This window comes from Enterobacter sp. Bisph1 (assembly GCF_000814905.1).
Lineage (GTDB): Bacteria > Pseudomonadota > Gammaproteobacteria > Enterobacterales > Enterobacteriaceae > Kosakonia.
This window is the reverse complement of the sequence record NZ_JXAG01000043.1, coordinates 17,659-35,463: the sequence shown is the minus strand read 5'-3', so window position 1 is coordinate 35,463 and position 17,805 is coordinate 17,659. Positions and strand designations below refer to the sequence as shown.

18 protein-coding genes and 1 pseudogene are annotated in these 17,805 nt (G+C 52.6%); 15 read left to right on the top strand and 4 right to left on the bottom strand.

Annotation, left to right across the window (positions count from 1 at the left end; translation table 11 throughout):
* Window positions 1-26: 26 nt before the first annotated feature.
* From RW65_RS14010 to map, 4 genes and pseudogenes are all read right to left on the bottom strand, one after another.
* Window positions 27-452, bottom strand: a complete 426-nt coding sequence (locus tag RW65_RS14010; RefSeq protein ID WP_039057514.1) for a hypothetical protein — start codon at window positions 450-452, stop codon at window positions 27-29.
* On the bottom strand, window positions 430-843 hold the full coding sequence (locus RW65_RS22030) for a polymorphic toxin type 44 domain-containing protein (RefSeq protein WP_231564392.1): 414 nt from the start codon (window positions 841-843) through the stop codon (window positions 430-432). The genes RW65_RS14010 and RW65_RS22030 overlap by 23 nt, the downstream gene beginning before the upstream one ends.
* Window positions 840-1,331 (bottom strand): annotated as a pseudogene (locus RW65_RS14005) (Hcp family type VI secretion system effector). Before RW65_RS14005 ends, RW65_RS22030 begins: the two are co-directional and overlap by 4 nt.
* 360 nt (window positions 1,332-1,691) lie before the next feature.
* Window positions 1,692-2,483, bottom strand: a complete 792-nt coding sequence (gene map / locus RW65_RS14000) for a type I methionyl aminopeptidase (RefSeq protein ID WP_039057388.1) — start codon at window positions 2,481-2,483, stop codon at window positions 1,692-1,694.
* Between the two features lie 308 nt (window positions 2,484-2,791).
* Between map and rpsB the strand changes: the two genes are divergently transcribed.
* From rpsB to rnhB, 15 genes are all read left to right on the top strand, one after another.
* Window positions 2,792-3,517, top strand: a complete 726-nt coding sequence (rpsB, locus tag RW65_RS13995; RefSeq protein ID WP_039057387.1) for a 30S ribosomal protein S2 — start codon at window positions 2,792-2,794, stop codon at window positions 3,515-3,517.
* Window positions 3,518-3,657: 140 nt separating this feature from the next.
* Window positions 3,658-4,509 (top strand): translation elongation factor Ts, encoded by an 852-nt coding sequence (gene tsf, locus RW65_RS13990; RefSeq protein ID WP_039057386.1) that lies wholly within the window; start codon window positions 3,658-3,660, stop codon window positions 4,507-4,509.
* A gap of 148 nt (window positions 4,510-4,657) precedes the next feature.
* On the top strand, window positions 4,658-5,383 hold the full coding sequence (pyrH, locus tag RW65_RS13985; RefSeq protein ID WP_039057385.1) for a UMP kinase: 726 nt from the start codon (window positions 4,658-4,660) through the stop codon (window positions 5,381-5,383).
* Window positions 5,384-5,532: 149 nt separating this feature from the next.
* Window positions 5,533-6,090 (top strand): ribosome recycling factor, encoded by a 558-nt coding sequence (frr, locus tag RW65_RS13980; RefSeq protein ID WP_039057384.1) that lies wholly within the window; start codon window positions 5,533-5,535, stop codon window positions 6,088-6,090.
* A gap of 97 nt (window positions 6,091-6,187) precedes the next feature.
* A complete protein-coding gene (ispC, locus tag RW65_RS13975) occupies window positions 6,188-7,384 on the top strand; it encodes a 1-deoxy-D-xylulose-5-phosphate reductoisomerase (protein ID WP_039057383.1) in 1,197 nt (398 codons plus the stop codon).
* 186 nt (window positions 7,385-7,570) lie between these two features.
* Window positions 7,571-8,329 (top strand): (2E,6E)-farnesyl-diphosphate-specific ditrans,polycis-undecaprenyl-diphosphate synthase, encoded by a 759-nt coding sequence (ispU, locus tag RW65_RS13970; RefSeq protein ID WP_039057382.1) that lies wholly within the window; start codon window positions 7,571-7,573, stop codon window positions 8,327-8,329.
* 12 nt (window positions 8,330-8,341) lie between these two features.
* Window positions 8,342-9,199: a phosphatidate cytidylyltransferase gene (gene cdsA, locus RW65_RS13965; protein WP_039057381.1), complete on the top strand. Its 858-nt coding sequence runs from the start codon at window positions 8,342-8,344 to the stop codon at window positions 9,197-9,199.
* A gap of 11 nt (window positions 9,200-9,210) precedes the next feature.
* Window positions 9,211-10,560, top strand: a complete 1,350-nt coding sequence (gene rseP / locus RW65_RS13960; protein WP_039057380.1) for a sigma E protease regulator RseP — start codon at window positions 9,211-9,213, stop codon at window positions 10,558-10,560.
* A 31-nt stretch (window positions 10,561-10,591) separates the two neighbouring features.
* Window positions 10,592-13,009, top strand: coding sequence for an outer membrane protein assembly factor BamA (gene bamA, locus RW65_RS13955; protein WP_039057379.1), 2,418 nt, complete (start codon window positions 10,592-10,594; stop codon window positions 13,007-13,009).
* 120 nt (window positions 13,010-13,129) lie between these two features.
* Window positions 13,130-13,624 (top strand): molecular chaperone Skp, encoded by a 495-nt coding sequence (gene skp, locus RW65_RS13950; RefSeq protein ID WP_039057378.1) that lies wholly within the window; start codon window positions 13,130-13,132, stop codon window positions 13,622-13,624.
* 3 nt (window positions 13,625-13,627) lie between these two features.
* Window positions 13,628-14,656 (top strand): UDP-3-O-(3-hydroxymyristoyl)glucosamine N-acyltransferase, encoded by a 1,029-nt coding sequence (gene lpxD / locus RW65_RS13945; protein WP_039057377.1) that lies wholly within the window; start codon window positions 13,628-13,630, stop codon window positions 14,654-14,656.
* 159 nt (window positions 14,657-14,815) lie between these two features.
* Window positions 14,816-15,271 carry a 3-hydroxyacyl-ACP dehydratase FabZ gene (gene fabZ / locus RW65_RS13940; RefSeq protein ID WP_039057376.1) on the top strand — a complete coding sequence of 152 codons (456 nt, stop codon included), beginning with the start codon at window positions 14,816-14,818 and terminating at the stop codon, window positions 15,269-15,271.
* A 3-nt stretch (window positions 15,272-15,274) separates the two neighbouring features.
* Window positions 15,275-16,063, top strand: coding sequence for an acyl-ACP--UDP-N-acetylglucosamine O-acyltransferase (gene lpxA / locus RW65_RS13935; protein WP_039057375.1), 789 nt, complete (start codon window positions 15,275-15,277; stop codon window positions 16,061-16,063).
* Window positions 16,063-17,211: a lipid-A-disaccharide synthase gene (lpxB, locus tag RW65_RS13930; protein WP_039057374.1), complete on the top strand. Its 1,149-nt coding sequence runs from the start codon at window positions 16,063-16,065 to the stop codon at window positions 17,209-17,211. Before lpxA ends, lpxB begins: the two co-directional genes overlap by 1 nt.
* Window positions 17,208-17,804 carry a ribonuclease HII gene (gene rnhB, locus RW65_RS13925; protein WP_039057373.1) on the top strand — a complete coding sequence of 199 codons (597 nt, stop codon included), beginning with the start codon at window positions 17,208-17,210 and terminating at the stop codon, window positions 17,802-17,804. The genes lpxB and rnhB overlap by 4 nt, the downstream gene beginning before the upstream one ends.
* Window position 17,805: the final 1 nt, after the last annotated feature.

Sequence of the window (17,805 nt, the reverse complement as noted above, 5' to 3'; positions counted from 1 at the left end):
CGCCAGCGTTAACGCTGGCTTTGCTTTCAGAAGGGGGAAAAGACGAGGTGAACGGGAAGAGAGTAAGGTGAACCGTTAGCCAGATAACCCGCAGGACTGTGAAAGGAATAGACGGTTCCTTTCACAGACAGAAATATTGCGCCATTCTCGATTTTCTCCAGTCCGTCTTTATCGGTAGTGATCATAAACGGCTCGTTATCACCCTTTAGACTTGCCATAAACGCGTTATCGTCTTTGGAGGCATCATATAGATAAAAGCGATAAGAATAGCCTGTAGTGGCCCCTGCGCTCGCTTCTGTGATGTACAGGTTCGCCAGATTGTTTACCTTCATTTTCTTGATAATCACTTGCTCAAGAGGAGTGAAGTGCAATAGCGGGTAAACCCCAAAGGCCATAATGACTAGCAGGAGGAGAAGAATATACCGTTTCTTAAAAACCAGCGCGTTTTGCATAGTCGATGCCCGCTTTAATCCAGTACTGGTCGTCAGGATCATCACCATAAGGAGCTGATCCATACCAAACACCAAAAGTGGGGTCAGATGTGCCTGCCATACTTTGCGCCCATCCTGCACCTCTTAGTAATATTTCATCGGGAATGCCGGCAGCACGGCCAACAGCGCCGAAATGGAAGTTGCCAAAGTTTTCGAACTGCCGTCCGTGCTGTTTATAATCCCATGGGCCACGACCTCTTACCTGCTGATAAAACCATGCATAGGTAAGCGCTGATGGCCCCCGATGAAATCGCGCCAGCATCATGTTATTGACGATGCTCACCCCAGTAGGGGTGAAAGAGGAGACATCATATGGCGGATGAGGTGATGCCGCTAATGTTGGGCGTCTCACGCTTGTGCTCTCTCGTTCCAGCTATCCGTGAACATGATATTGCCATCGCAATGCCGCCAGGTAATTTTTTCATAGCGAATCTCTACGCACTCAAGGTGATTATGCTTTTCTTTGGTCGGATCTTTCGTATCGTGCATCACTGGCGAAACACCGACAATCTTCACCCCTTCAAGCAGCATGTTGAAATACTCCGCTTCCTGACCAGCGTCATTGATGCGATACCATTTAAATTCTGCTGATTTAAGCGTTTGACCCGTTGCCACAGCTTTATAAAGCCAGGGGCTGGAGCTATCGAATTCCTTTTAAATAATCACTGCGGAATGCTGACGTGTTCCGGTTATTTTACCCGTCATACCATCTGTCGGGATGCGCAGATTATGGGAAAAACCGTTGACCTCAATGCTACCATCGCGGTCTTGAACATCCACCGATCCTTTGATGTGCGCACCACCGTCGTCCTTGAGCCATAAATAAGCGGGAATTGCCATTTTTCCTTTTCCTCATCTGGTGATAAATCCACATAAAAAGTGTATTTAATGTCCAGTGGTGAGTAAATCATCATAGGTTGCAAGGTGCGAGATTCGGAATGTATTCATGACGTGGTTGTGAACAGGTGAGGGGGCTGACGAACCGCTTCACTTGCCAGCCATTGACGCCCCTTGCGGACGGCACGAGCGGCGACGAAGGGTTGCATAATACCTGGCAGGAAATGTCCCGTGATGTAGATTCGATAGGCATAAAAAAACCGGAAACGAATGTTCATTTCCGGATTCTTAAATAATGATTCGAGCCCTTACCAAACGCTATTATCCGCAGAGCGGGCCGTTTAGTGGGTTGCCAGCGCAGGATTATGCGGCGGTCAGCACCGCATCAATAGTGTCATCTTTACGCAGGGTCATGATTTCGCAGCCCGTTTCAGTCACCACAATAGTGTGCTCATACTGCGCGGAAAGGCTGCGGTCTTTGGTTTTCACCGTCCACCCATCTTTCATGGTGCGAATACGGTAATCGCCGGCGTTAACCATCGGCTCGATGGTAAAGGTCATGCCCGCCTGTAATACCACGCCGCCGTCATCGGCATCGTAATGCAGCACCTGCGGCTCTTCGTGGAAAACGCGGCCGATACCGTGGCCGCAGTATTCACGCACCACGGAGAAGCCTTCACCTTCAACGTATTTCTGAATTGCCGCGCCCAGGGTACGCAGACGGATGCCCGGTTTAACCATACGCAGCGCCAGATACAGGCTCTCTTGGGTGATGCGGCACAGGCGCTCGCCCAGAATGGTCGGTTTGCCGACGATAAACATCTTCGAGGTATCGCCGTGATACTCATCTTTAATTACGGTCACGTCGATATTGACGATATCGCCATCTTTCAGCAGTTTTTCATCATCCGGAATCCCATGGCACACCACTTCATTAATAGAGATACAGACGGATTTCGGAAAGCCATGATAGCCAAGGCAGGCGGAAACGGCATGCTGCTCGTTGACGATGTAATCATTGCAGATGCGATCAAGTTCACCGGTGCTGACGCCCGGCTTAATGTACGGTTCAATCATTTCCAGCACTTCGGCGGCGAGACGGCCAGCGACGCGCATTTTTTCGATTTCTTCAGGGGTCTTAATAGAGATAGCCATGGAAAGTGTCCATCAGTGTCGATTTTTTCGACTATACCAGGATTAGTGCTGTCAATGGTATCAGTGGTGCCAAGGTTGTGCCAAATCGAGAATCATTAACAGCACACAGCGTCAACAACTATTGGTTTCCAGGCGGCTTTTATGATATAAAGCGCGCCGGACTTCCGTTCCATTTTGGGATAGAAGCCACAAATCTCACTTTGTGTAATAACACACACGTATCGGCACATATTCCGGGGTGCCCTTCGGGGTCGGTAATATGGGATACGTGGAGGCATAACCCCAACTTTTATATAGAGGTTTTAAACATGGCAACTGTTTCCATGCGCGACATGCTCAAGGCTGGCGTTCACTTTGGTCACCAGACCCGTTACTGGAACCCGAAAATGAAGCCTTTCATCTTCGGTGCGCGTAACAAAGTTCACATCATCAACCTTGAGAAAACTGTACCAATGTTCAACGAAGCGCTGGCTGAGCTGAACAAGATTGCTTCTCGTAAAGGCAAAATCCTGATCGTTGGTACTAAACGCGCTGCAAGCGAAGCGGTGAAAGACGCTGCTCTGAACTGCGACCAGTTCTTCGTGAACCATCGCTGGCTGGGCGGTATGCTGACTAACTGGAAAACCGTTCGTCAGTCCATCAAACGTCTGAAAGACCTGGAAACTCAGTCTCAGGACGGTACCTTCGACAAGCTGACCAAGAAAGAAGCGCTGATGCGCACTCGTGAGCTGGACAAGCTGGAAAACAGCCTGGGCGGTATCAAAGATATGGGCGGCCTGCCGGACGCACTGTTCGTTATCGACGCTGACCACGAGCACATCGCAATCAAAGAAGCAAACAACCTGGGTATCCCGGTATTTGCTATCGTTGATACCAACTCCGATCCGGACGGCGTTGACTTCGTTATCCCGGGTAACGATGACGCAATCCGTGCTGTTAGCCTGTACCTGAATGCCGTTGCTGCTACCGTTCGTGAAGGCCGTTCTTCGGATCTGGCGACTCAAGCGGAAGAAAGCTTCGTAGAAGCTGAGTAATAAGGCACGCTCTTTGAGCCCCTTATTGAGCAGGTAGTACCGAGTTTGGTTAGGGGGCCTGTCAATGGCCCCCTTTTTCACTTTTAAGCCTGTTTGGTTCCTGGAACCGGGCAGGTCATATCTCTCCCGAGGATTAAAGAATGGCTGAAATTACCGCATCCCTGGTAAAAGAGCTGCGTGAACGTACTGGCGCAGGCATGATGGATTGCAAAAAAGCGCTGACTGAAGCGAATGGCGACATTGAGCTGGCGATCGAGAACATGCGTAAGTCTGGTGCTATCAAAGCGGCGAAAAAAGCAGGCAACGTTGCTGCTGACGGCGTGATCATCACCAAAATCGACGGCACCTACGGCATCATTCTGGAAGTTAACTGCCAGACTGACTTCGTAGCGAAAGACGGTGGTTTCCAGGCATTTGCTAATAAAGTTCTGGATGCAGCGGTTGCTGGCAAAATCACTGACGTTGAAGTTCTGAAAGCGCAGTTCGAAGAAGAGCGCGTTGCACTGGTTGCTAAAATCGGTGAGAACATCAATATCCGTCGCGTTTCCGCGCTGGAAGGCGAAGTTCTGGGCTCTTATCAGCACGGCGCGCGTATCGGCGTTCTGGTTGCTGCTAAAGGCGCTGATGGCGAGCTGGTTAAACAGCTGGCTATGCACATTGCTGCAAGCAAGCCGGAATTCGTTAAGCCGGAAGACGTTTCCGCTGAAGTGGTAGAAAAAGAGTACCAGGTTCAGCTGGACATCGCCATGCAGTCTGGCAAGCCGAAAGAAATCGCTGAGAAAATGGTTGAAGGCCGTATGAAGAAATTCACCGGCGAAGTTTCCCTGACCGGCCAGCCTTTCGTAATGGATCCGAGCAAATCTGTTGCTCAGCTGCTGAAAGAGCACAACGCTGACGTAACGGGCTTCATCCGCTTCGAAGTGGGCGAAGGCATCGAGAAAGTTGAGACTGACTTCGCAGCAGAAGTTGCTGCCATGTCCAAGCAGTCTTAATCAATAAAAGGAGCCGCCTTAGGGCGGCTTCTTTTTATGTCCATCATCTGAAAATCAGCCAGCTCACTAGTGTTTGCGCTGGTAGGCGACGTATCATATGCGCCAGTATTCACCCCGTCCAATTGTTGACAGTCAAAGGCAAAGAAACATGACTACCAATGCAAAACCCGTCTACAAACGCATTCTGCTTAAGCTGAGCGGCGAAGCACTCCAGGGATCTGAAGGCTTCGGTATCGACCCAAGCATTCTTGACCGTATGGCGCAGGAAATTAAAGAGCTGGTCGAACTGGGGGTTCAGGTTGGCGTGGTAATTGGCGGCGGCAACCTGTTCCGCGGAGCGGGTCTGGCGAAAGCGGGAATGAACCGTGTAGTGGGCGACCACATGGGTATGCTGGCAACCGTGATGAACGGGCTGGCCATGCGTGATGCGCTGCATCGTGCCTATGTGAACGCACGTCTGATGTCCGCGTTCCCGTTAAATGGTGTTTGCGACAATTACAGCTGGGCAGAAGCGATTAGCCTGCTGCGTAACAACCGTGTGGTTATTTTTAGCGCCGGTACCGGCAACCCGTTCTTTACCACCGATTCCGCAGCGTGCCTGCGCGGTATTGAGATTGAAGCGGATGTGGTGCTGAAAGCCACTAAAGTAGATGGCGTCTTTACCGCCGATCCGGTGCTGGATCCGACCGCTACGCTGTGTGAACAGTTGAGCTACAGCGAAGTGCTGGAAAAAGAGTTGAAAGTGATGGATCTGGCGGCGTTTACGCTGGCCCGCGACCATAAATTGCCGATTCGCGTATTCAATATGAACAAACCCGGCGCGCTGCGCCGCGTGGTAATGGGCGAAAAAGAAGGCACATTGATTACGGAATAATTCCCGTAAACAATAAATAAAGGTAAGATTCCGCTTTAATTTATTTAGCAGTTCTTTCTGGCATCTTTAGGGTGCCATAAATCGAACAGGCTATACTTAGCACATTCGCCGTATGGCCTGCCTGCGACAAGATTTCAAGGATCCGTAACGTGATTAGCGATATCAGAAAAGATGCTGAAGTGCGCATGGACAAATGCGTAGAAGCGTTCAAAACTCAAATCAGCAAAGTGCGTACTGGCCGCGCTTCCCCAAGCCTGCTCGACGGCATCGTTGTTGAATATTATGGTACGCCGACGCCGCTGCGCCAGCTGGCTAGCGTGACCGTTGAAGACTCCCGTACACTGAAAATCAACGTCTTCGATCGTTCAATGAGCCCGGCCGTCGAAAAAGCGATTATGGCTTCCGATCTCGGTCTGAACCCGAGCTCTGCGGGCAGCGATATTCGCGTTCCGCTGCCGGCGTTGACGGAAGAGCGTCGTAAAGATCTGATCAAAGTCGTACGCGGTGAAGCTGAACAAGCCCGTGTTGCCGTACGTAACGTTCGTCGTGATGCGAACGATAAAGTGAAAGCCCTGCTGAAAGATAAAGAAATCAGTGAAGACGACGATCGTCGCTCACAGGATGACGTGCAGAAGCTGACCGACGCGGCTATCAAGAAAGTGGATGCGGCGCTGGCGGACAAAGAAGCGGAACTGATGCAGTTCTGATTCGCATAATACCGACTAAAACGCCGTACAGAGAGCCGCACAGGTGGCTCTGCTGACGGCGTTTTGCTTTTTATCCTTGCAACGTTGCGAGCGTTTCATGAAGCATTTAACTCTTCTTGGCTCAACAGGTTCTGTTGGTTGCAGCACGCTGTCTGTGGTTCGCCACAATCCCGATCGTTTCGCTATCACCGCGCTGGTTGCCGGTAAGAACGTGGCCCGCATGGTTGAGCAGTGTCTTGAGTTCGCGCCGCGTTTTGCGGTGATGGATGATGAAGAGAGCGCAAAGCAGCTTAAGCGCGCTCTGCGCGAGCATGGCAGCCAAACGGAGGTGTTAAGCGGGCAGCAGGCCGCCTGCGAAATGGCGTCCCTTGGCGAGGTCGATCAGGTGATGGCCGCTATTGTTGGTGCCGCCGGTCTGGTGCCGACCCTTGCCGCTATTCGCGCCGGGAAAACGGTGCTGCTGGCGAATAAAGAGTCGCTGGTCACCTGTGGCCGCCTGTTTATGGACGCGGTGAAAGAGAGTAAAGCGCAGCTTTTGCCGGTGGACAGCGAGCATAACGCTATTTTTCAGAGTTTGCCGGAAACAATCCAACACAACCTGGGGTACGCTGATCTGGAGCAGAATGGCGTATCGTCTATTCTACTTACCGGGTCTGGTGGCCCGTTTCGGGAGACGCCGATAGCGGATCTGGCTGCAATGACGCCGGATCAGGCCTGTCGTCATCCGAACTGGTCTATGGGGCGCAAGATCTCCGTTGACTCCGCCACTATGATGAATAAAGGTCTGGAATACATTGAAGCGCGCTGGTTGTTTAATGCTTCTGCCCGGCAAATGGAAGTGCTGATTCATCCACAATCGGTGATCCACTCCATGGTTCGTTATCACGATGGCAGCGTATTAGCGCAACTGGGCGAGCCGGATATGCGTACGCCGATTGCACAGACCATGGCGTGGCCAAAACGTGTGCCATCAGGTGTGAATGCCCTCGATTTTTGCAAACTGAGTTCGTTAAGTTTTGCGAAGCCCGATTACGATCGCTACCCGTGCCTGAAGCTGGCTATGGATGCGTCCGATGCCGGGCAGGCGGCCACCACGGCGCTCAATGCGGCGAATGAAGTGGCGGTTGCGGCATTCCTGGCGCAGGCTATCCGCTTTACGGATATTGCCGCCCTTAATCTGTCCGTGCTGGAACGGCTGGATGTGCACGAACCGCAGAGCATTGATGACGTGCTGGCTGTCGATGCGCTGGCTCGCGCGGCTGCGCAACAACAAGTGATGCGTCTCGCAAGCTAGTGATATTACAGCTTTGAGTGACGGCGCTATTTGTTAGCGTTGGCCTTCGGTGATATAGTCTGCGCCACAAAATTGCCAGTTTGGATGATGGCGTTTAGTGTAAGCCGTGGTTTACACGGCTTTTTTGCGTAAAGGCTTTTGTATTCCTGAGTACCGCTAAATCCTTTTCAGGGACTAAAACGCGTTATGTTGTCTGCTAACCAACCGATAAGCGAAAGTTTGCCAACGCATGGCTGTCGCCATGTAGCAATCATTATGGATGGCAATGGTCGCTGGGCGAAAAGACAAGGAAAACTTCGGGCTTTTGGTCATCGAGCCGGGGCGAAATCTGTACGCCGTGCGGTCTCCTTTGCCGCCAATAATGGTATTGATGCGCTGACGCTTTATGCTTTTAGTAGCGAGAACTGGAATCGCCCGGCGCAGGAAGTAAGCGCGCTGATGGAGCTGTTTGTGTGGGCGCTGGATAGCGAAGTAAAAAGCCTGCACCGTCATAATGTGCGTTTACGCATTATTGGCGATACGAGTCGTTTTAATACGCGTTTGCAGGAGAGAATCCGCAAGGCGGAAGCGTTAACCGCCCAGAATACCGGGCTGACGCTGAATATCGCAGCGAACTACGGTGGCCGCTGGGATATCGTTCAGGGCGTTCGGCAGCTTGCCGTGCAGGTGCAGGAAGGGCTATTGCGTCCGGATCAGATTGATGAAGAGATGCTGAATAAGCAAGTCTGCATGCACGAGCTGGCGCCTGTTGATTTAGTGATTAGGACTGGTGGGGAACATCGCATAAGTAATTTTTTACTTTGGCAAATTGCCTATGCCGAACTTTACTTTACAGATGTTCTTTGGCCCGATTTTGATGAACAAGACTTTGAAGGTGCGCTGCATGCCTTTGCCAATCGAGAGCGTCGTTTCGGCGGTACCGAGCCTGGTGGCGACACAGCCTGATGGGGGTTGCTTTTGCTGAAGTATCGCCTGATTTCTGCTTTTGTATTAATACCCATTGTTATTGCAGCGCTTTTTTTGCTGCCGCCGGTGGGATTTGCGATCGTTACGCTCGCTGTTTGCATGCTCGCCGCGTGGGAGTGGGGGCAATTGAGCGGCTTCACGTCCCGTACGCAGCGCATCTGGCTGGCGGTGCTATGCGGTTTTCTGCTGGCGTTGATGCTATTTACCTTGCCGGAATATCACCATAATACGCATCATCCGTTGGTGAAGATTTCCCTGTGGGCTTCGCTGGGCTGGTGGCTGGTGGCATTAGCGCTAGTGCTGAGCTATCCCGCGTCCGCCGCCTTCTGGCGTCACTCTAAAGCGTTGCGTCTGATTTTCGGTATTCTGACCATTATCCCTTTTTTCTGGGGCATGCTGGCGCTGCGCGTGTGGCATTACGATGTCAATCACTACAGCGGTGCGCTGTGGTTGCTGTACATCATGATCCTCGTTTGGGGCGCGGATTCCGGGGCGTATATGTTTGGCAAGCTGTTTGGCAAACATAAGCTCGCGCCGAAAGTTTCACCCGGAAAAACCTGGCAAGGTTTCCTTGGCGGCTTATTGACCGCTGGCCTAATCTCGTGGGGTTATGGCGCATGGGCGAACCTGGACGTTGCGTCGTCCACGCTGTTTATCTGCTCGCTGGTGGCTGCGCTGGTATCGGTGCTCGGCGATCTCACGGAAAGTATGTTCAAACGTGAAGCCGGAATTAAAGATAGTGGGCATCTTATTCCGGGCCATGGCGGTATACTGGACCGTATTGACAGCCTGACAGCGGCAGTACCGGTATTTGCCTGCTTGTTATTGCTGGTTTTCAGGACGATTTGACGGAAGGTTTTATGCTGAGCATTCTCTGGAATCTGGCAGCGTTCATTGTTGCGCTAGGTGTACTGATCACCGTGCACGAATTTGGCCATTTCTGGGTTGCTCGCCGCTGTGGCGTCCGGGTTGAGCGTTTTTCCATCGGTTTTGGTAAAGCGCTGTGGCGTCGCACTGACAAACACGGCACTGAGTTCGTTATCGCCCTGATCCCGCTGGGCGGCTATGTCAAAATGCTTGATGAGCGCGTTGAGGCGGTGACGCCAGAAATGCGCCACTGTGCGTTTAACAATAAAACGGTGGGTCAACGTGCCGCCGTTATCGCCGCGGGTCCCATCGCTAATTTCATCTTTGCTATCTTTGCTTACTGGCTGGTGTTTATCATCGGCGTTCCCGGCGTGCGTCCGGTTATTGGTGAAATAACACCCAACTCTATCGCCGCCAACGCGCAAATTGCGCCGGGGACGGAACTTAAAGCGATTGACGGCATCGAAACGCCTGATTGGGATGCTGTGCGCCTTCAGCTGGTGTCTAAAATTGGTGATAGCCAGACGACAATTAGCGTAGCGCCGTTCGGCAGTAACAATCGTCAGGATAAAGTGCTGGACTTACGTCACTGGGACTTTGCGCCTGATAAAGACGATCCGGTGATGTCCCTCGGGATGACGCCGCGGGCGGCACAGCTTGAGCCGGTGCTTGCAGAGGTGCAGCCCGGTTCGGCTGCCAGCAAAGCGGGTTTGCAAGCGGGCGACAGGATCGTTAAAGTCGATGGTCATCAATTAGCGCAGTGGATGACCTTCGTTATGCTGGTGCGGGATAATCCCGGTACGTCGCTGGCGCTGGAAGTAGAAAGACACGGGGCTCCCTTGTCTTTGACGTTAATACCGGATACAAAGCCCGGTAACAAAGCAGAAGGTTTCGCAGGCGTTGTGCCTAAAGTTATTCCGCTGCCAGATGAATACAAAACAGTACGCCAGTACGGGCCATTTAGCGCCATCGTGGAAGCCACGGATAAAACGTGGCAGTTGATGAAGCTAACGGTCAGTATGTTGGGGAAATTGATAACCGGTGATGTAAAACTGAACAACCTCAGTGGGCCGATCTCAATCGCCCAGGGGGCTGGGATGTCAGCGGAGTTCGGGTTGATTTACTATCTGATGTTCCTCGCTTTGATAAGCGTGAACTTGGGCATTATTAACCTGTTCCCTCTACCTGTCCTTGACGGCGGGCATCTGCTGTTTTTGGCAATTGAGAAGCTGAAAGGCGGACCGGTATCCGAGCGAGTTCAAGACTTTAGTTATCGCATTGGCTCTATCTTGCTGGTGCTGTTAATGGGGCTTGCACTTTTCAATGATTTCTCTCGCTTGTAAGAGAGTATGTTAGGAAGAACGCATAATAACGATGGCGATGAAAAAGTTGCTCATAGCGTCGCTGCTGTTTAGCAGCGCCACCGTATACGGTGCTGATGGATTCGTAGTGAAAGATATTCATTTCGAAGGCCTTCAGCGTGTCGCCGTTGGTGCGGCCCTCCTCAGTATGCCAGTACGCCCTGGCGATACGGTGAATGATGAAGATATCAGTAACACCATTCGCGCGTTGTTTGCCACCGGCAACTTCGAGGATGTTCGTGTCCTGCGTGATGGCGATACTCTCCTTGTTCAGGTGAAAGAACGCCCGACAATCGCCAGCATCACTTTCTCCGGTAACAAGTCGGTGAAAGATGAGATGCTGAAACAGAACCTTGAGGCTTCTGGCGTACGTGTCGGCGAATCACTGGATCGCACCACGCTTTCCGATATCGAAAAGGGGCTGGAAGATTTCTACTACAGCGTGGGTAAATACAGCGCCAGCGTCAAAGCTGTCGTCACCCCGCTGCCGCGCAACCGCGTTGACCTGAAGCTTGTGTTCCAGGAAGGCGTGTCCGCGCAAATCCAACAGATTAATATTGTCGGCAACCATGCCTTCACCACCGAACAGCTGATCTCCAACTTCCAGCTGCGTGACGAAGTGCCATGGTGGAACGTGGTCGGCGATCGCAAATACCAGAAACAGAAACTGGCGGGTGATTTGGAAAGCCTGCGCAGTTACTACCTGGATCGCGGCTACGCGCGCTTTAATATTGATTCGACGCAGGTAAGCCTGACGCCGGACAAAAAAGGCATCTACATTACCGTTAACGTCACCGAGGGCGATCAATACAAACTCTCTGGCGTGCAGGTCAGCGGAAATCTCGCAGGCCACTCAGCGGAAATTGAAGGCCTGACCAAAATCGAGCCGGGCGAGCTGTATAACGGCGCCAAAGTGACCAAAATGGAAGACGATATTAAAAAGCTTCTGGGTCGCTATGGTTACGCCTATCCGCGCGTTCAGTCTCAGCCTGAAATCAACGATACGGACAAAACCGTTAAGCTGCATATCAACGTTGATGCCGGCAACCGTTTCTACGTGCGTAAGATTCGCTTCGAAGGTAACGACACCTCGAAAGATGCCGTACTGCGTCGCGAAATGCGCCAGATGGAAGGGGCGTGGCTGGGTAGCGATTTAGTCGATCAGGGTAAAGAACGTCTGAACCGTCTGGGCTATTTCGAAACTGTCGATACCGACACCCAGCGCGTGCCGGGCAGCCCGGACCAGGTTGATGTGGTCTATAAAGTCAAAGAGCGTAATACCGGTAGCTTTAACTTCGGTGTCGGTTACGGTACCGAAAGCGGCGTCAGCTTCCAGGTCGGCGTGCAGCAGGATAACTGGTTAGGTACCGGTTACTCCGTCGGTATTAGCGGAACCAAAAACGACTACCAGACCTACTCCGAGTTGTCCGTGACCAACCCGTACTTTACGGTGGATGGTGTCAGCCTTGGCGGTCGTATCTTCTATAACGACTTTAAAGCGGATGATGCAGACCTGTCCTCTTATACCAACAAGAGCTACGGTCTTGATGGAACGCTCGGCTTCCCGATTAACGAATATAACTCCCTGCGTACCGGTTTAGGCTATGTTCATAACAGCCTGTCGAAGATGGAACCGCAGGTGGCGATGTGGCGTTATCTGGATTCTGTAGGTCAGAGAGCCAGTACGCAGGATGACAGTAACGGTTACTCGGCGGACGATTTCACGTTCAACTACGGCTGGACTTACAATAACCTCGACCGCGGTTACTTCCCGACCAAAGGTTCGCGTGTCAACCTGAACGGTAAAGTGACGATGCCGGGCTCGGATAACGAGTTCTACAAAGTTACTGTTGATACCGCGTCCTACTTCCCGATCGACGACGATCATAAGTGGGTGGTTCTGGGTCGTACGCGTTGGGGTTACGGGGACGGTTTAGGTGGTAAAGAGATGCCGTTCTACGAGAACTTTTACGCAGGCGGCTCCAGCACCGTACGCGGCTTCCAGTCCAATAACATTGGTCCGAAAGCGGTTTACTACGGCGGCAGTGGCCAGAGCAACTGTAATAACAACGTTGCAAACTCGCTTTGTAAGTCTGATGATGCGGTGGGCGGTAACGCAATGGGCGTGATCAGCGCCGAGCTGATTACCCCGACGCCGTTTATTAGTGATAAATATGCGAACTCTGTGCGTACTTCCTTCTTCTGGGATGCGGGTAGCGTATGGGATACAAATTGGCAAAATACCGCGCAGATGAAAGCGCTGGGTATTCCGGATTATAGCGATCCGAGCAATATCCGCATGTCCGCCGGTATCGCGTTGCAATGGATGTCCCCATTGGGGCCGTTGGTCTTCTCCTACGCCCAGCCGTTTAAAAAGTACGATGGAGACAAAGCGGAACAGTTCCAGTTTAACATTGGTAAAACCTGGTAACGACGCCGTACTGCAAAGGAATGCGCGAGCAGTGTAGTGATGGCTGTGGCTTTCAACGCAAAGCCCAGCCACGCAAAGAGCTGTACCTCCGGGTACAAACGGGATGGTAAGGAGTTAATTGTGAAAAAGTTGTTATTAGCTGCGGGTTTAGGTTTGGCAATGGCTGCGTCAGCTCAGGCCGCTGACAAAATTGCAATTGTTGATATGGGTAGCCTGCTGCAGCAGGTTGCGCAGACGTCCGGCGTTTCTCAGACCATGAAAAACGAATTCGGCGGTCGTGCGAGCGAACTGCAAAGCATGGAATCCGACCTGCAAGCAAAAGCACAGCGTTTGCAGCGTGACGGTTCTACTATGAAGGCGAGCGATCGCAGCAAGCTGGAAAAAGATATCACTACCGGCCGTCAGGCATTTGCTCAAAAAGCACAGGCTTTCGAGCAGGATCAGGCGCGTCGCTCTAACGAAGAGCGTGGCAAACTGGTGACTCGCATTCAGACCGCAGTGAAAAAAGTGGCTGCCGATCAGGGTGTTGATCTGGTTGTTCCTTCTAACGCCGTTATTTACAACAGCAATGATGTTAAAGACATCACCGCTGATGTACTGAAACAGGTTAAATAAGTAATGCCTTCAATTCGACTGGCTGATTTAGCTCAGCAGTTGGATGCAGAACTACACGGTGATGGCGATATCGTCATCACCGGCGTTGCGTCCATGCAATCTGCCGTAGCGGGCCATATCACTTTCATGGTCAATCCTAAGTACCGTGAACACCTGACCGCCTGTCAGGCTTCTGCCGTTGTCATGACGCAGGACGATCTTCCTTTTGCCAGCAGCGCAGCGTTAGTGGTGAAAAACCCTTACCTGACCTACGCGCGTATGGCGCAGATTCTTGATACCACGCCGCAGCCTGCGCAGAATATCGCGCCTGGCGCCGTTATTGATCCCACCGCAAAGCTTGGTAACAACGTTGCCATCGGTGCGAACGCCGTGATTGAATCCGGCGTGACCCTGGGTGATAACGTGGTCATCGGCCCGGGCTGCTTCGTGGGAAAAAATACCAAAATTGGCGCAGGCTCGCGTCTGTGGGCCAATGTCTCCGTTTACCATGAGATTGAGATCGGTGAAAATTGCCTGATTCAGTCCGGTACGGTGATAGGTTCCGACGGCTTTGGTTATGCCAACGATCGCGGCAACTGGGTTAAAATTCCGCAGCTTGGCCGGGTGATTATCGGTAATAACGTCGAGATCGGTGCCTGTACGACCATCGATCGCGGCGCGCTGGATGATACCTGTATTGGTAATGGCGTCATTATCGATAACCAGTGCCAGATTGCACATAACGTTATGATTGGCGACAATACCGCCGTGGCCGGTGGCGTTATCATGGCGGGCAGCTTGAAAATTGGTCGCTACTGCATGATTGGCGGCGCCAGCGTGATCAACGGGCATATGGAAATTTGCGACAAGGTTACCGTAACGGGAATGGGGATGGTCATGCGTCCTATTACTGAGCCGGGTATTTACTCCTCCGGTATCCCGCTGCAACCTAATAAAACGTGGCGAAAAACCGCAGCTCTGGTGATGAATATTGATGATATGAGCAAGCGCCTGAAAGCTGTCGAGCGCAAGGTTAATCAACAAGACGAATAATTCATCCGCTTAACGCTTGTACACAAGACTTCGGGGAGCAGAAAAGCCTCTGCACCTCAAAGCATAAAGTGTATATACTTCCCGGCCTGTTGGCATTCTGATGATTGCCGCGGGCCGTGTTATTATTGCTTTTTAGTATATTTAGACAGGAAGAGTATTTTGACTACTGACACTCATACTCTGCACATTGAAGAGATCCTGGAGCTTCTGCCGCACCGTTACCCGTTTTTACTGGTTGACCGCGTGCTGCATTTTGAAGAAGGTCGTTTTCTGCGCGCAGTTAAAAATGTTTCGGTAAACGAGCCGTTTTTCCAGGGGCATTTCCCTGGCAAACCGATTTTCCCGGGCGTGCTGATTCTTGAAGCAATGGCGCAGGCAACCGGTATTCTGGCGTTTAAAAGCGTCGGCAAACTGGAGCCGGGTGAGCTGTATTACTTCGCCGGTATCGACGAAGCGCGCTTTAAGCGTCCTGTTGTACCTGGCGATCAGATGATCATGGAAGTCACTTTCGAGAAAACCCGCCGTGGCGTTACCCGTTTCAAAGGGGTCGCGCTGGTTGACGGTAAAATTGTTTGTGAAGCTACTATGATGTGTGCACGTAGCCGGGAGGCCTGATACGTGATTGATAATACCGCCTTTATTCATCCTACCGCCATTGTTGAAGACGGTGCCGTTATCGGCGCTAACGCTCATATTGGCCCATTTTGTATTGTTGGACCTCACGTAGAAATAGGTGAGGGCACCGTACTGAAATCCCACGTTGTGGTAAATGGTCATACGACGATTGGCCGCGACAATGAGATTTATCAGTTCGCCTCCATCGGCGAGGTTAACCAGGATCTGAAATATGCTGGTGAACCGACGCGCGTGGAAATTGGCGATCGCAACCGCATCCGCGAAAGCGTCACCATCCATCGTGGAACAGTACAGGGAGGTGGGTTGACGAAGGTGGGCAGCGATAACCTGCTGATGATCAATGCGCACGTTGCGCACGATTGCACCGTCGGAAGTCGCTGTATCCTCGCGAACAACGCGACGCTGGCCGGTCACGTTTCCGTTGACGATTTCGCCATCATCGGTGGCATGACCGCAGTGCATCAGTTCTGCATTATCGGTGCGCATGTGATGGTGGGCGGCTGTTCCGGCGTTGCGCAGGACGTCCCGCCTTACGTTATCGCGCAGGGCAACCATGCCACGCCATTCGGTGTGAACATCGAAGGCCTGAAACGTCGCGGCTTTAGCCGGGAAGCGTTAGTGGCTATTCGTAATGCGTACAAATTGCTGTACCGCAGCGGTAAAACGCTGGAAGAGGCGAAACCGGAAATTGCTGAGCTTGCCGCTAAGCACCCGGAAGTTGACGCGTTTATGCAATTCTTTGAACGTTCAACGCGCGGTCTGATTCGTTAATGATCGACTCGCGTCCTCTTACGATAGCCCTCGTCGCCGGAGAAACCTCCGGCGATATTCTTGGTGCCGGTCTTATCCGGGCACTGCGCGCACGCGTGCCGAACGCGCGCTTCGTTGGCGTTGCCGGGCCGCGCATGCAGGCAGAAGGGTGCGAAGCCTGGTATGAAATGGAAGAGCTGGCGGTCATGGGCATCGTTGAGGTGCTGGGGCGGCTGCGTCGTTTGCTGCACATCCGTGCCGATCTGACCCGTCGCTTCAGAGAACTCCAGCCGGATGTCTTTGTTGGTATCGATGCGCCAGATTTCAATATCACCCTCGAAGGCAAGCTGAAAGAGCAGGGCATTCGAACGATTCACTACGTCAGCCCCTCCGTCTGGGCGTGGCGACAAAAACGCGTTTTCAAAATTGGCAGAGCCACCGATCTGGTGCTCGCGTTTCTGCCTTTCGAAAAAGCGTTTTACGATAAATTTAACGTCCCGTGCCGTTTTATCGGCCATACGATGGCCGATGCGATGCCGTTAGATCCGGACAAGCACGCGGCGCGGCAACATTTAGGCATTACGGCTGATGTCCACTGTCTGGCGTTGCTGCCGGGAAGCCGCGGTGCGGAAGTGGAAATGCTCAGCGCGGATTTCTTGCGTACCGCCGAGCTGTTGCGGGAGCGCTATCCCGATCTGCAAGTGCTTGTGCCGCTGGTCAATGCGAAACGGCGCGAGCAGTTCGCGCGCATCAAAGCGGAAATTGCGCCCGATTTGCCGGTGCAGATGCTCGACGGCCAGGCGCGGGAAGCGATGATTGCTGCCGATGCCGCGTTGCTGGCATCCGGGACCGCCGCGCTGGAGTGCATGCTGGCGAAATGCCCGATGGTGGTGGGCTATCGCATGAAGCCGTTCACCTTCTGGCTGGCAAAACGTCTGGTAAAAACGCCCTATGTTTCGCTGCCGAACCTGCTGGCCGGGCGCGAACTGGTTAAAGAGCTGCTGCAGGATGAGTGCCATCCGCAGGCCCTTGCCGCGGCGTTAGATCCTTTACTGGCTAACGGCAAAACCAGCCATCAGATGCACGATATTTTCCGCGAGCTGCATCAGCAGATTCGTTGCAATGCCGATGAACAGGCGGCTGATGCCGTACTGGAGCTAGCAAAATGATAGAGTTTGTCTATCCGCACACGCACCTCGTTGCGGGTGTGGATGAAGTTGGGCGTGGCCCGCTGGTGGGTGCGGTGGTCACGGCGGCGGTGATCCTCGATCCGGCCCGTCCGATTGTCGGCCTCAACGATTCCAAAAAATTATCCGAAAAACGCCGTATCTCGCTCTATCATGAGATCAAAGAGAAAGCGCTGGCCTGGAGCCTCGGCCGCGCGGAGCCTCATGAAATCGATGAGCTGAACATTTTGCACGCCACGATGCTGGCGATGCAGCGCGCCGTTGCCGGGTTGACCATTGTGCCGGAGTTTGTTCTGATCGACGGCAACCGCTGCCCGGCGCTGCCGATGCCATCTTTGGCGGTGGTTAAAGGCGATAGCCGCGTGGCTGAAATCAGCGCCGCGTCTATTCTCGCCAAAGTGACCCGCGATGCAGAGATGGCAGCACTTGATGTTATCTTTCCGCAATATGGCTTTGCGCAACACAAAGGCTATCCGACCGCTTTTCATCTGGAAAAGTTGGCGGAGCACGGCGCAACGGAGCATCATCGCCGCAGCTTTGCGCCGGTTAAACGCGCGCTGAGCCAGGTCCTCTGAT